The 14,462-nt window shown below is 68.9% G+C and carries 15 protein-coding genes; 7 read left to right on the forward strand and 8 right to left on the reverse strand.

What is annotated here, in order from left to right:
- Positions 1 to 8: 8 nt before the first annotated feature.
- The 6 genes from ACF1AJ_RS17225 to ACF1AJ_RS17250 form a co-directional block, all read right to left on the reverse strand.
- Positions 9 to 1,655 carry an MFS transporter gene (locus tag ACF1AJ_RS17225; RefSeq protein ID WP_391508458.1) on the reverse strand — a complete coding sequence of 549 codons (1,647 nt, stop codon included), beginning with the start codon at positions 1,653 to 1,655 and terminating at the stop codon, positions 9 to 11.
- Between the two features lie 116 nt (positions 1,656 to 1,771).
- The gene (locus ACF1AJ_RS17230) at positions 1,772 to 2,119 is read right to left on the reverse strand and encodes an antibiotic biosynthesis monooxygenase family protein (protein ID WP_391508459.1); all 348 of its coding nucleotides are present in this window, start codon (positions 2,117 to 2,119) and stop codon (positions 1,772 to 1,774) included.
- Positions 2,120 to 2,168: 49 nt separating this feature from the next.
- The gene (locus ACF1AJ_RS17235; protein WP_391508460.1) at positions 2,169 to 2,996 is read right to left on the reverse strand and encodes a class II fructose-bisphosphate aldolase; all 828 of its coding nucleotides are present in this window, start codon (positions 2,994 to 2,996) and stop codon (positions 2,169 to 2,171) included.
- Complete coding sequence (locus ACF1AJ_RS17240) at positions 2,993 to 4,015, reverse strand: aldo/keto reductase (RefSeq protein WP_391508461.1); 1,023 nt, start codon at positions 4,013 to 4,015, stop codon at positions 2,993 to 2,995. The genes ACF1AJ_RS17235 and ACF1AJ_RS17240 overlap by 4 nt, the downstream gene beginning before the upstream one ends.
- A gap of 41 nt (positions 4,016 to 4,056) precedes the next feature.
- Positions 4,057 to 5,442, reverse strand: coding sequence for an L-fuculokinase (locus ACF1AJ_RS17245; RefSeq protein WP_391508462.1), 1,386 nt, complete (start codon positions 5,440 to 5,442; stop codon positions 4,057 to 4,059).
- Positions 5,439 to 6,509, reverse strand: coding sequence for a 1-phosphofructokinase family hexose kinase (locus ACF1AJ_RS17250; protein WP_391508463.1), 1,071 nt, complete (start codon positions 6,507 to 6,509; stop codon positions 5,439 to 5,441). Before ACF1AJ_RS17250 ends, ACF1AJ_RS17245 begins: the two co-directional genes overlap by 4 nt.
- 135 nt (positions 6,510 to 6,644) lie before the next feature.
- Here ACF1AJ_RS17250 and ACF1AJ_RS17255 point away from each other — a divergent pair, with 135 nt between their 5' ends.
- From ACF1AJ_RS17255 to ACF1AJ_RS17275, 5 genes are all read left to right on the forward strand, one after another.
- Positions 6,645 to 7,433 carry a DeoR/GlpR family DNA-binding transcription regulator gene (locus ACF1AJ_RS17255; protein WP_309853865.1) on the forward strand — a complete coding sequence of 263 codons (789 nt, stop codon included), beginning with the start codon at positions 6,645 to 6,647 and terminating at the stop codon, positions 7,431 to 7,433.
- A gap of 174 nt (positions 7,434 to 7,607) precedes the next feature.
- Positions 7,608 to 8,789, forward strand: a complete 1,182-nt coding sequence (gene solA, locus ACF1AJ_RS17260; RefSeq protein ID WP_391508464.1) for an N-methyl-L-tryptophan oxidase — start codon at positions 7,608 to 7,610, stop codon at positions 8,787 to 8,789.
- Positions 8,786 to 9,664, forward strand: a complete 879-nt coding sequence (locus ACF1AJ_RS17265; protein ID WP_391508465.1) for an ABC transporter substrate-binding protein — start codon at positions 8,786 to 8,788, stop codon at positions 9,662 to 9,664. The genes solA and ACF1AJ_RS17265 overlap by 4 nt, the downstream gene beginning before the upstream one ends.
- A 36-nt stretch (positions 9,665 to 9,700) precedes the next feature.
- Positions 9,701 to 10,486 (forward strand): amino acid ABC transporter permease, encoded by a 786-nt coding sequence (locus ACF1AJ_RS17270; protein ID WP_391508466.1) that lies wholly within the window; start codon positions 9,701 to 9,703, stop codon positions 10,484 to 10,486.
- 44 nt (positions 10,487 to 10,530) lie between these two features.
- Positions 10,531 to 11,295, forward strand: a complete 765-nt coding sequence (locus ACF1AJ_RS17275) for an amino acid ABC transporter ATP-binding protein (RefSeq protein ID WP_391508782.1) — start codon at positions 10,531 to 10,533, stop codon at positions 11,293 to 11,295.
- A 21-nt stretch (positions 11,296 to 11,316) separates the two neighbouring features.
- Here the strand turns inward: ACF1AJ_RS17275 and ACF1AJ_RS17280 are convergent, their stop codons facing one another.
- A complete protein-coding gene (locus ACF1AJ_RS17280; protein WP_391508467.1) occupies positions 11,317 to 12,654 on the reverse strand; it encodes an MFS transporter in 1,338 nt (445 codons plus the stop codon).
- A gap of 182 nt (positions 12,655 to 12,836) precedes the next feature.
- Here ACF1AJ_RS17280 and ACF1AJ_RS17285 point away from each other — a divergent pair, with 182 nt between their 5' ends.
- Both ACF1AJ_RS17285 and ACF1AJ_RS17290 read left to right on the forward strand, forming a co-directional pair.
- Positions 12,837 to 13,259, forward strand: coding sequence for a MurR/RpiR family transcriptional regulator (locus ACF1AJ_RS17285; RefSeq protein ID WP_391508468.1), 423 nt, complete (start codon positions 12,837 to 12,839; stop codon positions 13,257 to 13,259).
- 400 nt (positions 13,260 to 13,659) lie between these two features.
- A complete protein-coding gene (locus ACF1AJ_RS17290) occupies positions 13,660 to 14,085 on the forward strand; it encodes a hypothetical protein (protein WP_391508469.1) in 426 nt (141 codons plus the stop codon).
- A 30-nt stretch (positions 14,086 to 14,115) separates the two neighbouring features.
- Here the strand turns inward: ACF1AJ_RS17290 and ACF1AJ_RS17295 are convergent, their stop codons facing one another.
- Positions 14,116 to 14,451: a hypothetical protein gene (locus tag ACF1AJ_RS17295; protein WP_391508470.1), complete on the reverse strand. Its 336-nt coding sequence runs from the start codon at positions 14,449 to 14,451 to the stop codon at positions 14,116 to 14,118.
- Between the last annotated feature and the right edge of the window lie 11 nt (positions 14,452 to 14,462).

Below are 14,462 nucleotides of genomic sequence, written 5' to 3' on the forward strand. Positions count from 1 at the left end.
GCGCGGTCTCACGCGCGGCGCGCCGACCGCCGTTCCGACCGCTCCGAACGTTCCGGCCGCGCCGGCACGGGGTCCGCGGACCCTCCGACGATCTCGCGGGGCAGGTTGCGCGAGAAGAACAGCGCGCCGCACGACACCAGGGCCAGCGCCGCGAACGACAGCTCCAGCGACCGCAGCTGCGACGTCTCGTACAGTCCGGCCAGAGCTTTCGCGTCATCGTCGCCGAGTCCGGCGTCCGTCGCGATCTTCGGCACGTCCGCGACGGCGACCGGGGTGATGCCCTCCTGGGTGCGCTCTTGCACCGTGCTCTTGACGTCGTCGGGCAGTGTGCTTTCGGCCACCGCCCCGGCGAACACGCTCGAGAGCGACGCGATCATCACCGAGCCGATCAGCGCTGTGCCGAGCGACGATCCCAGGTTCTGGAAGACGCCCTGGATGCCGCCGGCCTCGCTCAGCTGGGTGGGCCCGACCGCCGACATCGTCACGTTCCCGAGCTGGGAGGCCAGCAGACCGAGCGCGGCCCCGGCGATGAACATCCCGGTGGCGAACAGCCAGTTGTTGAGTTCCACATCCACCGAGCCGAGCAGGATGAGACTGGCCACCACCAGCGTCAGCTGGCCGATCCGCGCGATCAGGCGCGGGGAGAACCGTTTCGAGAACATGGTGCCGAGGACGGAGAACAGGACGAGGGAGATCGAGAGCGGGAAGACGCGGATGCCCGTCTCCAGCGCATCCAGCCCCAGCGTCAGCTGCAGGTAGATCGGGACGATGAAGAACAGCCCGGCCGTCACGGTGTACTGGATCGCGAGACTGCCGACTCCCGCTCGCAGCTGCGAGATCCGCAGAAGCGAGACGTCGAGCAGCGGGGGCCGGCCGCTGGCGACGAGCCGCCGCTGCCGGACGAAGAACAGCCACAGCAGGACGCAGCCTGCCGCCACCAGATAGGGCACCGGAGACAATCCCAGCAGCGTGTACGGGGCTCCGGCGCCGGCGAGGATCCAGCCCCAGCTCTTGGTCTGCAGCAGGGCGTAGACGATGAGCACCAGACCGGCGGCGGAGAGCAGGACCGAGAGGATGTCGATGCGGATGCGCGAGCGCGTCCCATGGTCGCCGACGAGGAAGCTGAACACCAGGACGACCGCCATGATGACGACCTCGCCGGCGAAGACGTACCGCCAGCTCGCGTAGGTGGTCAGGAAGCCGCCGATGAGCGGACCCGCCGCCACGGCCGCCCCCGACGACGCCCCGATGACGGCGAAGGCGGTGACCCGGGCGTGCCCCTGGTAGTTGTCGGCGATGAGGGCTGCGATCGCCGGGATGACCAGCACGGCGCCGAGCCCTTCGACGATGGACCAGCCGAAGAAAAGCACGACGATGTTCGGGCTGAGCGCTGTCGTCAGCGACCCGATCGCGTAGACGATGGACCCGATGATGAGGGCGCGCTTGCGGCCCCACACATCCCCGAGCTTCGCGCCGAGCAGCATGAACGCCGCCATCGTCAGCGTGTAGAAGGTGATCGCCGTCTGCATGGCGGCGATGGTCGTGTCGAGGTCCGCCACGACGGTCGAGATGGACACGTTCATGACCGTGCTGTCGAGCACCATGACGAACTGCGCGGCCCCCAGCACCGTCACCGCACCCCAGCGTCCTGCCATGGCCGCACCTCCCGCGCTCCCGGTGGCCGCATGCTAGCGCCGCGCGCGTGTCGCCGGACACCCGCGGTTTGCGGGCATCCTCAGCCCGGACGCCACGAGCGAGCGTCTCGGCGCCGTTATCGCGCGGACGTGCTGTCCCGGCTCCCCGCCGGGACATGCTCCAGACCCAGGCCGGGCTGACCGTAGGTGCCGACGACCTCCGCGATGACGATCCGGTAGGCGCCGATCCACCGGTCGTGCAGCCGCTTGGCCTCGCGGTGCGTGTCCATGCCGATGAGCTGCTGCAGCGCCTCGCGCGTCTCCCAGTAGTAGACCTCCGCGTGCAGGCCGGTATCCTCGTTGCCCCACGCCTCCTCGCCGAGGAAGCCGGGGATGGCGCGGGCGCGCTCCGCGATCTCGTCGTTCAGCCGGTGGAAGTCGTCGTCGCAGGGCTTCGCTTCGAAGATGAAGGTCGACGTGTACATGGGCAACTCCTTCGTCGCGATGATGCTAGCAACGACGTTCCTGGCGACGTCACCGCCCGCCGATGACCCCGAGCAGGTGCGCGGCGTCCGCCGCGACGGCATCCCGCGCCGGGCGGAGGTAGCGGCGCGGATCGATCGCCTCGGGGTGGGCCGCGAGTGCACCGCGCAGCGCTTCGGTGAACACCGCATTGAAGCGCGTGCCGACGTTGACCTTGCGCATACCCGCGCGCACGGCCTCACGGACCAGCTCATCGGACACGCCCGACGAGCCGTGCAGGACCAGCGGCACGGACACGCGACTCCGCACCGCGCGGATGAGTGCGAGGTCGATCATCGCGGACTGTTCGGTCATCGCATGGGAGCTTCCGACCGCCACGGCGAGGCCGTCCACGCCTGTTCGCGCGACGAACTCGGCGGCCTCGTCCGGGTCGGTGCGGGCGGTCGCGGAATGAACGCCGTCCTTGCCGCCGACCTCCCCGAGCTCGGCCTCGACCCAGATGCCCGACTCGTGCAGTTCGGACGCCAGGGAGGCGGTGCGCTCCACATTCTCGGCGTAGGGGAGGCGTGACCCGTCGAACATGACCGACGTGAAGCCGAGGGCGGCCGCCTCCCGGATCAATCCCGGATCGTCGGCATGGTCCAGCTGTACCGCGATCGGGACCGACGCGTTCCGGGCAGCGCCCAGGATCGCAGACCCGACCGGCTCGAGCGCACCGTGGTAGCGAACGGCGTTCTGCGACAGCTGCAGGATGAAGCCGGAGGAGCGCTCCTCGGCGGCCGCGACGAACGCCTCCAGATGCTCGGTGAGGATGACGTTGAACGCGGCGACCCCCGTCGATCCGTCGACAAGGAGATCGGCTGGTGACACCAGACTCATGCCCGCGCTCCCGCTCGGACCGGACCGCGACCGGCGCCCGACCGCTCGACGGCGTCGGCGATGCAGTCGAGCTCCGCGGGTTCGAGGTCGAGGGACGCGGCGGCGATCCAGTCGTCGATCTGCGCGGGCACCCGCGCGCCGACGATCGCACCCGTCACCCCGTCGAACGCGAGTGTCCACGCCACGGCGATGGCGCTCGTGGAGACGCCGCGCTCGCGAGCGACCGCCGCCAGCGCATCCACAACGAGGAGATTGCGTCGCAGGCCTTCCCCGGTGTGGTCCGGGCTGTTCCGGCGCCAATCCGTCTCGGACAGCCGCGCGGAGCGCTCGGCTGTGAACGCCCCGGTCAGAAGGCCGGACTCCATCGGCGCGTACGCGATGACCCCGGTCCCGTTGGCCGCTGAGGCAGGGATGATGTCGGCGGCCGCCTCGCGATTGAGCACCGAGAAGGGCGGTTGCATCGAGTCGACGTGGGCAATGCGCTCGGCCGCGGTCAACTCCTCGACACTGTGATTGGACAGCCCGATCGCGCGCACCTTCCCGGCATCGCGGAGCTCGGCGAACACCGGCCAGTAGTCCTCCACCGTGTACGCGTCGAGCGGAGGCCAGTGCATCTGGTAGAGGTCGATCCGCTCGACGCCCAGGCGGCGGAGCGAGTCGTCGACCTCCCCACGGATGCGGGCCGGGTCTCCCGTGCGGGTCGGCTCACCTCGCGGGTCGGCGTCGTCCCAGCCGAGACCCGCCTTGGTGAAGACCAGCGGTCGGTCGGCTTCAGGGAAGTCTCGCAGCACCGCGCCGACCAGCTCTTCGGCCAGGCCGCGTCCGTAGACCGGGGCGGTGTCGATCCAGTTGATGCCGGCTTCCACGGCAGCCCGTGCGCTGGCGAGGGAGTCGGCCTCGTTCTGCTCCCCACGGCCGGAGACCCAGGCGGCCCCTCCCATGGCGAGCGAGCCGAAACCGAGACGGGTGAGGTGAAGGTCGGTGGTCCCGAGGGGTCGGGTGGGCAGTGACGTGCGCATAGTGGTTCCCTTCGAAGGCGCGAGACGGGCGGTGGATCGGGTCAGCGGATGACCGAGGCGGCCAGCGGCTCGAAGCGCTCGTAGACCGCGCGGTAGGCGACGCGCAGGCGGTCTTCGACGGCGATGGTCGACGACGGCTGAGCCGGCGCCTGCTCGCCGGTCACGGCTCGCTGGGCGAGCACGGCGGCGCCGAGCGCCGGCGACTCGGTCTCGGTGCTGATGGAGAGCGGCGCGGGAGTCAGATGGGCCCGCACCTCGCGCCAGACGGCACTCTCGCACGGGACTCCTGCCGCGGTCACGGCCGTGATCTCGTGACCGGAGACATCCGCCAGCTCGACGTCCAGGTCGAAGGCCGCGCACGCGAGCCCTTCGAAGAGCGCGCGGAGCACGGTCGGGCCGTTGGCGTCCGTCCCCACCCCGAGCAGCCAGCTCCGGGTGTCGGTGTCGATGCCCGGGACGAGCACCGCTCCCCGTGAACCGATCGGGCATTCCGCCAGAGCGGCCGTCTCGTCGTCCGGCGACTGGCCGGCGAGGCCGAGCAGCGTCCGCCAGTGCCGGTAGAGGTGACCGGAGGGCAGCTGCCGGTGCAGGTAGAACCGCGCGCCGTCCACGAATCGGCCGACGCCGATCCCGGCCGGCAGCGGGTCATCCGGAAGGCTGTCGACGATCAGGCAGTGCGCCTCGGAGGTGCCGGCCGACACGTAGAGCTCGCCGTCGCCGCGCACGCCGATGCCGTACGCGCCGCAGAAGTGGTCGTGACCGGCGAGGACGGTGGATGCGGAGGCCGGGATACCGAGACGGCCGGCGAGCGTGGCGTCCAGCGTTCCGACCGCGCTACCGGTGGGCAGCAGCGGGGGCAGGAGGGAGGAGTGCCAGCCGGTGGCTTCGAAGACGTCGGGCAGCCAGCGGGCGTCGCGCACGTCGAAGAACCCGGTGCGGGAGGCGTGCGAGTGGTCGACCGCGTAGTGGTCGCCGCCGACGAGTCGTTCGGCGACGTAGCCGCTCAAAGTCGTGACAGTCGCGACCTCTTCCGTTGCGACGTGCTCGCGTGCCCACCGCAACTTCGCCCAGGAGAAGGAGGGGTCGAGACCGGCCTCGAGGGCAGCGGAACGTCCGGCGGTCTGGTGATACCAGGTCGGCATCGGCGTCAACGGCGTTCCGTCGGCACGGACCAGCACGACCTCCTCGCTGAGCGAGGTGATCCCGAGCCCAGCGACGCGCGCGAGTTCCTGCTCCGTGAGTCCGGCGAGAACGCCGCCGAGCGCGTCCACGACCGTCCGGACGACCTCGTCGGCGTCGCGCAGGTCTCCATCGGGCGTCGGGATGACCGGCGTCGGCCGGGCGACGACGTGACGTTCGTGCGTCGCGGTGTCGTAGGTCAGCGCCTTCGTACGGGTCGTGCCGATGTCGACACCGAGGAAGATCATGGACGGGCGCCCAGCCGCTCGGTCTGCTTCGGCCGCTCGGTCTGCTCCAGCCGCACCGAGAGCGGCTCGACGCGGGCGTGCGTGCGAGCGAGGAGATCCGAGAGGTCCGGGTCCGGCCCGATGTCCGGGATGAGCACGGCGGCGTTCGCGCTCGCCGCGGCCGCGCCGACGCACAGGGCTGTGGCGAGCTCTGCGCCGTCGGCGATCGAGGCGGTGAAACCGGCGAGGAAGCTGTCGCCCGATCCGGTGGCGTTCTTCGTCTCGACGGCCGGTGCGCTCACGTCGAAGACGTGTGTGGCCGTCACCGCGAGCAGCCCGGAAGCGCCGAGCGTGACGATGACGAGTGCGACACCGGTGTCCACGACCGACTGCATCGCCGCCACCAGCCGCGACCGGTCGCCCTCGTCGGTGATGTCGTCAGGGACGTCAGGAGCGAGGGCGGTGAACTCCTGGGCGTTGCACTTGATCGCCCAGGGGATCGCCCCGGCAGCGTCGAGGAGCGCCGCGCCGTCCGCATCCACGATGGTGCGTGCACCGCGTGCGTGGCCCAGCGCAATGAGCGAGGCGTAGAAGTCGTCGCCGGCGCCACGCGGCAGGCTGCCGGTGAGGACGAGCAGGTCCCCCTCACGCAGATCGTCGGCGAGCGACGAGGTGAGCGCTGCCACCTCCGCGGGGGAGACGGTCGGCCCCGGCTCGTTGATGACCGTGGAGAGACGTGTGCGCTCATCCACCAGGATCGTGTTGATGCGGGTGTCATCGCTGATCTCGGTATGGCGGTCGCGTATGCCGAGCTTCTGGCACTCGTCGCGCAGGTAGCGGCCGATCGCTCCGCCGAGGAAGCCGTAGGCGCTCACGTCGTGCCCGAGGCGGCGCAGAGCACGCGCGACGATGAAGCTCTTCCCGCCGGCGCGTGGGCTGCTGAGGTGAGCGCGGTTGACCTCATGGGGACGGAACTCGAAGAGTTCCTCGGTACGGTCCATGGCGGGGTTCGGGCCGACGACCAGGATCGCGGGTACGGGGACGGAGCCCGAGGGGGCCTCCGGTCGTTCGCCTTCGGATCGTGTCATCCGCCGTCCTCCCCATTCGTAAACCAAAACCAAAGCAAACAAAGCAAAGCACAGCGAGAACGGAGCCGTCAAGAATCAACCAAAACCGTAAGATGTGAAGCGCTCGGATGGAACGGGCGCGAACAGGGAGGCGACATGACGTCGATCGACGACGAGGAGCGTCTGTCGGGACCGGAGCGGCAGCGACTGCTTCTCGAGACGGCCCGGCAGCACGGACGCGTGCGCGTCAACGCGGCCGCGAAGTCGCTCGCCGTCACGCCGGAAACCGTGCGGAAGGACCTAGCGGCCCTGCAGGCGGACGGCCTCATCGTGCGCGTCCACGGAGGGGGCATCCCGGTGGAGACGCCGGCGTTCGAGCCCGGGATCACGGCGCGCACCGAGTGGACGGCTGAGAAGGAGCGGATCGCGCGTGCCGCGGTCGACGAGATCCCGGCCGGCGGCGTCATCTTCATCGAGACCGGCTCGACGACGGCCCACCTGGCCGACCTCATCCCCGCGGATTTCCCCGTCACCGTCGTCACGAACTCGCTTCCCATAGCCCAGTCGCTGGCCACCCGTTCGACCGCCGCGACGGTCGTGATCCTGGGTGGGCGGGTGCGTTCCGTGACCCTCGGGAGCGTCGACTCGCTGGCCATCAGAAACCTCGAGGACCTCTTCGTCGACGTCGCGTTCCTCGGCACCAACGGCCTCAGCCTGGAGCGCGGGCTCACCACGCCCGACATCGCGGAGGCCGAGACCAAGCGCGCCGCCCTCCGGTGCTCCAACCGCCGCGTCCTGCTCGCCGATCACAGCAAGGTCGGACGCGTCTCGTTCTGCCGCTATGGCGAACTCTCGGACATCAACCTGCTCATCACCGACACGGGTCTGTCGGTCCAGCAGGCGGCGGAGCTCGAGGCCGTCATCGGTCGCGTCGCACGCGTCTGACTCGACCCGCTTCGCAACCCGCCGTCGTGCGGCGTTCTGTTACGTTCTGATTACCCCCTTGTTTCCGCTTGACTAGTTCCGGTTTGCTGTGTTTGACTTCCGTTACTTCGCCGCCGGACCCCAAGAAAGGGACCGGCCGAAAGGTGAAGCCGGTCGTTTTCAGTGAGGAGCGAAGTGGACGCGCAGGTAGGCGTAATCGGTTTGGGAGCCGCGGGAAGTGCCGCCCTCTGGCGTGCGGCGGTGCGCGGAGCGGATGTGATCGGGTTCGAGCAGTTCGGCTCAGGCCACGACCGCGGCTCGTCGCACGGCTACTCCCGCGTGTTCAAGTCGGTCACGCCGCAGGGGCCGCAGGAATCCGCCCTGGCGCAGCGGGCCGTCGGCCTGTGGCGGGACCTGGAGTCGGAGAGCGGCGAGTCCATCCTGCACATGACCGGAGGCCTCTCCATCGGCCGTTCCGACGGACCGCTGATCGCCGGCCTCGAGAAGGTCGCCGCTGAGACCGGTCTGCCGCTCGAGTACCTGGACGAATCGGAACTGCGCCGCCGCTTCCCGCAGCACGTCATCGAGCCAGGAGACATCGGGGTGATCGATCCGGCGAGCGGCTACCTCCAGCCGGAACTCGCCATCCGCACCGAGTGGATGCTCGCGCGGAAGCATGGCGCCCGTGTGGTCGACGCGGCCGTGCTCGAGGTGATCCCGCAGGCCGATTCGGTGCTCGTCGTCACCGCTGAGCGCACCTGGGAGGTCGGGACGGCGATCGTCGCCGCGGGGGCCTGGCAGCGCACGCTCCTGCCCTTCCTCCCGCTGGAACTGACCCCCCGCCGGGCCACGCTCTCCTGGTTCACGCCGAAGGCCGGCCGCGAGTCCCTCTTCACCGCGGAGGCGTTCCCCGCCTTCACGCACGAGGCGATCGGCGAGACCGGTTGGGGCCTCCCCGAGTTCGACGAATACGGCGTCAAGATCGGCCTGGACTTCACCGAGGGCTACGAGATCGTCGATCCCTCGGCGAACAAGAAGGAGGTCGAGGACTGGGAGCTCGCCCGGGTCCGCCGCTTCGTCGCCGAGACCCTGCCCGACCTCGAGCCCGTCCCCGCCTACTCGGGCGGCTGCATGATCACGATGACGCCGGACGAGGAGTTCACCATCGGCATCCCCGCCGACCACCCGCGGCTCGTCGTCCTGTCGGCGTGCTCGGGCCGCGGCTTCAAGATGTCGGCCGCCAACGGGGATGTCGCCGCCCAGCTGGCGCTGACCGGCGAGACCGACCTCGACCTCAGCCTGTTCTCTCCCGACCGGTTCTCGGCGGGAGCCGCCCCCAGCACCACGTCCACCACCACCATTGGAGCAACGAAATGAAGCGACTCACCAGAGCATCCCTCGCTGCAGCGGTCCTGACCGCGGCGCTCGTCGCCACCACCGCGTGCTCGAGCGGTTCCAGCGCCGGAACCGAATCGACCGCCGGAAGCGCGACCTCGAAGTACGAGACCATCAAGCCGGGTGTCATCACCATCGTCACCAGCAGCGACCTCACCCCCTTCGCCTACATCAAGGACAAGAAGTGGGTCGGCGTCGACATCGCGCTGGTCGAGGAGGCGGCGAAGAACCTCGGGCTGAAGGTCGACATCACGGGCCGCGACTTCGACACCCTCATCCCGCTGGTCGCCGGCGGTCAGGCCGACATGACGATGGGGTCGATCGCCGACACCGACGTCCGCCGCAAGACGGTCGACTTCACCCTCCCGGACATCATCGGCAACAACGCCCTGGTCGTGCCGAAGAACTCGGACATCAAGACAGAGGACGACGTCGACGGCAAGAAGATCGGCATCCTGCAGTCGAGCCAGGCGCTGCAGTACGCGCAGAAGTACTGGACCAAGGCGAACATCGTCACCTTCCCGTCCAACAACGCGGCGCGGCTCGCGCTCTCCGGCGGCGGCCTCGACGGCATCCTCGTCGACCCGCAGAACGCGAAGGCGTACACCAGCCAGTTCGGCTTCAAGGTCGCGCTGTCGGCGGTCAACCCCGAGGACCGCGGCGGAGCCTGGATCCTCAACAAGAAGGCCACCAACCTCCGGGTCGCGCTCAACGAGCAGCTGCGCACGTTCCTCGCCGACGGCACCACGCAGAAGATGCTCGAGAAGTGGAACCCCGCCGACGACGCCCAGCCCGTCATCGACTGGCTGAAGAAGTACTACGCGGCCCACCCCTCCAACAAGTACTCGGTCGAGTAACCGGACGCGCACCCGGGCCGGCCAAGGGAGAACGACATGGACATCATCAACGGCTTCTTCAACTGGGACCAGATCACGGCGATCCTCCCCGACCTCATCATCACGGGGCTCCCCAACACGCTCCTCCTCGCCATCGGCGCGATGATCCTCGGCACGATCGTCGGCATCGTGATCGCGGTGGCGAGCCTGTCGAAGCGGGCGTGGCTCCGCATCCCGGCCCGGGTGTACGTCGACCTCATGCGCGGACTGCCGGTCATCCTCACGATCTTCCTGCTCGGGCAGGGGCTCCCGCTGATGGGCGTGCGGATCTTCGGCGACAGCTCGTACCCGTACGGCATCCTCACCCTGGGGCTCATCGCCGGCGCGTACATCGCGGAGATCTTCCGCTCCGGCATCCAGGCGCTGCCGGCCGGTCAGCTGGAGGCGGCGCGGGCGCTGGGCATGCCGCACGGGATGGCGATGCGGCTGATCGTCATCCCGCAGGGTGTGCGCAACGTCCTGCCCGCGCTGACGAACCAGTTCATCGCGACGATCAAGGACTCCAGCCTCGTGTACCTCCTGGGCTTCACGGTGTCGGAGCGGGAGCTGTACCGCATCGGCCAGGATGCGGCGCAGCAGACCGGCAACCTCTCGCCGCTCGTCGCCGCCGGGATCATGTACCTGATCATCACCATCCCGCTCACGTACGTCGTCAACTGGATGGACAAGCGCTTCAAGACCGGCCGCAAGCCGGAGAACGCCATGACCGGCGAGGCCGACGCCGCCAACCTGGCGCCGACCGCTCCGGTGTCGGCGCAGCAGCGGGAAGGAGCGGACAAGTGACGCAGATCGACAGCCGGCCCGAACAGAAGGACGTGCGACTCACCATGGCAGCAGAGACGGCGATGACGGCACCGGTGAAGGCCGGTCGGGTGGCCGTGGAGGGAATCCACAAGCGCTTCGGCCCGCTCGAGGTGCTGAAGGGCATCGACCTCGAGATCGAGCCGGGGGAGGTGGTGTGCATCATCGGCCCCTCGGGTTCCGGCAAGTCGACGCTCCTGCGTCTGCTGAACCGGCTGGAGGATCCGAGCGCCGGTCGGGTGATCGTCGACGGTGAGGACATCACGGCGCCGAAGACGAATATCGACGCGGTGCGCAGCCGCATGGGGATGGTGTTCCAGAACTTCAACCTGTTCCCGCACATGACCGTTCTGGAGAACATCACGATCTCCCTGCGCAAGGTCAAGCGGATCGGAAAGGCGGAGGCCGAGCGGATCGCGGTGGAGCGTCTGACCGAGGTCGGGCTCGCTCACAAGGCCTCGTCGCGCCCCGCCCAGCTGTCCGGCGGTCAGCAGCAGCGCGTCGCCATCGCCCGCGCGCTGGCGATGGACCCGGAGCTCATGCTGTTCGACGAGGTCACCTCGGCGCTGGACCCGGAACTGGTCAAGGGTGTTCTGGATGTGATGACCGGTCTCGCGAAGGCAGGCATGACGATGGTCGTCGTCACCCATGAGATGGGCTTCGCACGTCGGGTGGCCGATCGGGTCGTCTTCATGGACGGGGGAGTCATCGTCGAGCAGGGTGCTCCGGCCGACATCTTCGACCATCCCCATTCGGAGCGGTTGAAGCGGTTCCTGTCCCAGGTGTTGTGACCGTCACGGGTGTTGTGACCGTCACGACGGCGACGGCGACGACGGCGGCGGCCCGGCCACGTCCGGGCCGGCGGCCGTCGCGGACCCCGGCCCGATCGGCTCCACCGGCTCAGGGTCCGTCTGCACCGTCCTAGTGTCCGCGGGGTCCTTCTGGCGGCGGCTCGCGAACAGGAACGGGATGCCGATCAGCTCGACCACTCCGCCGATGACGAGCGACGTGCCGTAGCCCCACAAGTCGGCCGCGCGCCCGAGGGCCGGTTGGATGAACACCCCGCCGAGGCTGCCGAACAACGAGTCGAACGACAGCACCGTCGCGCGCTGCTTCGAGGGGATCATGTCGTTCAGGTAGGCCTGACGCACCGGACCGGCCAGCGCGAACACGAAGCCCCAGATCACCAGCAAGACGATCGCGAGCCAGAAGAGGCTGGTCAGCCCCAGCACCACGAGGACCAGGATGCTCGTCGGCGATGCCCCGATCACCGTCGTGGTGCGCTTCGCGAACAGGCCCCGGATGCGCGGGGCGAGCACCCCGCCCGCGACCTGAGCCAACGAGAGGATGGCGGCGGCCAGGCCGGCGATCGAGTACGCGGTCGTGTCCCCGTAGAGCTCCAGCAGGTACGGCTGCAGCGCGTAAAAGGCGTAGATGCCGACGCCGGAGGCGAACGGCGCCGACAGGATCATCCAGCGCACCGACCGCTTGCGCAGCCCGTGATCGATCGATTGCTTCAGCACGTTCCTGGTCGCCGCGACCGGGCCCATCGAGTGGTCGGGGGTGAAGCCGAGGTCTTTCATCACGATGGCGGCGAACACCAGCATGACGACCAGCACCCCGGCTCTGAGAAGGAACGGCACGCCGAGGTTGGTCGCCTGGGCGATCACCCCGCCGAGAACCGACCCGGCGAACATTGCGATGCCGGTGACCACCAGGCCGCGGCCGAACACGGCCTCCAGGCTCCCGGTGTACTTGGCGAACGCCAGGGCGTCGACGAGCCAGGCGTCCACCGCACCGGAGAAGAAGGTGAAGCCGAGTCCCAGGAGCACCGACACGATCGCCCACCAGACGAACGGGGCGTGCCAGAGCCACAGCATCCAGTACAGGCCGGTGGTCACCGACAGTGTGATCGTCCCCAGCAGGTACGAGGCCTTGCGGCCGATCGTGTCGGCGACGACACCCGTCGGGATCTCGAAGATCACCATCCCGGCGGTGAAGAACGCGTTCGCAGCGAACGCCTCGAAGTTCGAGAGCCCGGCGTCGAGGAGGAAGAGGGTGTTGATGCCCCAGATGAACGACGCAGCCAGCGTGTTGCCGAGCATCAGGGTCAGGTAGACGCCCTGCACCCGGCGAGCCGCCGGATTCACGGCCCGCGACCGATCGGTTCATCCCGGCTCGTCACTCCGGCATCATGGACCCGATCGGGTGGTCATGGCTACGACCGATGTGCGCGGGCAGACCACGTCATCGCATGGTTCCGTGAGCCTCTGGTTCGAGCATCGTAGGCCGAGTCGCATGCTGTTCGGAGTCAAATAGTAGACACGGGTCCATGAGTGACTCCCTTCGCGCCGATCCTCCGTTGGGCGGCACGCTCGCCTACATCGACTCGGTGATCCCGGCCCTGGTGCCGAGCGAGCAGCGGGTGGCGCGAGCGATCCTCGAGAGCCCGGAGGATGTCGCGATGATGTCGGCCGCCGATCTGGCCGCGCGGACCGGAACCTCCAACGCCACCGTCATCCGCGCCTCGCAGAGCCTCGGATTCAAGGGATTCCAGCATCTGCGCCTGCTGCTGTTGCGTGACATGCCGTCGCGGCCGAGCAGGAGGTCGTCGACCACGAGGGCGCCCCGCGCGAATGGCTGCCGTCGATGTTCCGCGCGGCGGGGGAGGAGCTGGCCAACGCCCTCGCTCCGCTCGACTTCGACGAGTTCGACCGGGCGGTCGCCGCGATGGCGGGTGCCCGGCGGCTGCTGATCATCGGAGAACATGGGCGGTCACACGCCATTTCGACGGCCTCGCCCGCTCAACGAAAAGCCCCCGGATTTCGCGTTGGACCGGGGTTCTCTCTGGTGGCTCCGACCGGCATCGATCCGGTGACCTTTCGATTTTCAGTCGAAATGAGGCGTGACAAATGGTCCCGTACGGGAGACCTGCCACGAGAACGTTCCATGCGACCGGTTGCGGACGCCCCCGAACGTGGCGGCGGTGCACCACGCCAACCTTTTGAGGCGGCCGAAGGACGAGCAATGCGCACGACTTCCGACCGTGGTTCCATCTTGTGGCGACCGGTGCACGCTCCTATGTTCTTGTGTGGAACGGCACGGTGGTCTGAGGCGACCTGCCTCTCTCGTGTCGGCGGGAGCGGGAGTGCGCAATGGATGACATGAGCGGCATGATGTCGATGATGAGCGAGACGGCCCAGGGGCCGATGGCGGGCATGGACATGACGGTGATGCAGCGATGTATCGAGGCGTGCGCGGCGTGTGAGCAGGCCTGCACGATGTGCGCCGGCTCCATGTCGGCGGACGGGATGTCGGGTTCGGCGATGTGCATGAGCTGCGCCGAGATGTGCAACACGATGATGCGGATGATGCTTCGCCCGATGCCGACGAACGAGGGCGACATGGCCGCGATGATGGCCATGCTGCAGGCGACGTCGGCGATGTGCCGTGCGTGCGCGGCCGACTGCGGTGCCATGGGCGACAGCGCGAGCGCGGCGATGTGCGCTCAGGTGTGCATGAACTGCGCGGACGCCTGCGACGCGATGATGGCGTCGATGAAGCCCATGATGGCGATGTGAGCGCTGCGGGCCCGCCCTGGGCCCACCGGCTCAGGACTGCGCGAGGCTGACGTTGAGGAGTTCGTCCCCGGCGGCGAGCACGCCGTAGAGCGCGTGCACGGCGACGGGGCTGCCGGGCGTCAGCACATCGCGCAGGTCGTCGAAGTGCCAGCAGCGGAGGGTTTCCCCCGTGAAGCCGGCGAGGTCGATCCAGCCGTCCTCGCGCGCCGAGACGACGAACGCGTCGACCCAGTGCGACGGCGTCGAGATGGCGGCCTGCCGCGCGATGGGGTGGAGGGCGTAGCCGTCGTCGAACATGCCCGCTCCCTGCCCGGAGGCGGCCCGGAGCAGGGCGTCCTGTGCGGTGGGGCTGGGCTGACGGGTCACGGTGTCCTTCT

Source organism: Leifsonia sp. NPDC014704 (genome assembly GCF_043083605.1).
GTDB lineage: Bacteria > Actinomycetota > Actinomycetes > Actinomycetales > Microbacteriaceae > Leifsonia.

Excerpts from the sequence above, each read along its gene's own strand:
- ACF1AJ_RS17290 (WP_391508469.1), top strand. The coding sequence starts at position 13,660 with ATGGATGACATGAGCGGCATGATGTCGATGATGAGCGAGACGGCCCAG.
- ACF1AJ_RS17230 (WP_391508459.1), bottom strand. The coding sequence starts at position 2,119 with ATGTACACGTCGACCTTCATCTTCGAAGCGAAGCCCTGCGACGACGAC.
- ACF1AJ_RS17235 (WP_391508460.1), bottom strand. The coding sequence starts at position 2,996 with ATGAGTCTGGTGTCACCAGCCGATCTCCTTGTCGACGGATCGACGGGG.
- ACF1AJ_RS17250 (WP_391508463.1), bottom strand. The coding sequence starts at position 6,509 with ATGACACGATCCGAAGGCGAACGACCGGAGGCCCCCTCGGGCTCCGTC.
- ACF1AJ_RS17275 (WP_391508782.1), top strand. The coding sequence starts at position 10,531 with ATGGCAGCAGAGACGGCGATGACGGCACCGGTGAAGGCCGGTCGGGTG.
- ACF1AJ_RS17245 (WP_391508462.1), bottom strand. The coding sequence starts at position 5,442 with ATGATCTTCCTCGGTGTCGACATCGGCACGACCCGTACGAAGGCGCTG.
- ACF1AJ_RS17270 (WP_391508466.1), top strand. The coding sequence starts at position 9,701 with ATGGACATCATCAACGGCTTCTTCAACTGGGACCAGATCACGGCGATC.
- ACF1AJ_RS17225 (WP_391508458.1), bottom strand. The coding sequence starts at position 1,655 with ATGGCAGGACGCTGGGGTGCGGTGACGGTGCTGGGGGCCGCGCAGTTC.
- ACF1AJ_RS17240 (WP_391508461.1), bottom strand. The coding sequence starts at position 4,015 with ATGCGCACGTCACTGCCCACCCGACCCCTCGGGACCACCGACCTTCAC.
- ACF1AJ_RS17255 (WP_309853865.1), top strand. The coding sequence starts at position 6,645 with ATGACGTCGATCGACGACGAGGAGCGTCTGTCGGGACCGGAGCGGCAG.
- ACF1AJ_RS17265 (WP_391508465.1), top strand. The coding sequence starts at position 8,786 with ATGAAGCGACTCACCAGAGCATCCCTCGCTGCAGCGGTCCTGACCGCG.
- ACF1AJ_RS17285 (WP_391508468.1), top strand. The coding sequence starts at position 12,837 with ATGAGTGACTCCCTTCGCGCCGATCCTCCGTTGGGCGGCACGCTCGCC.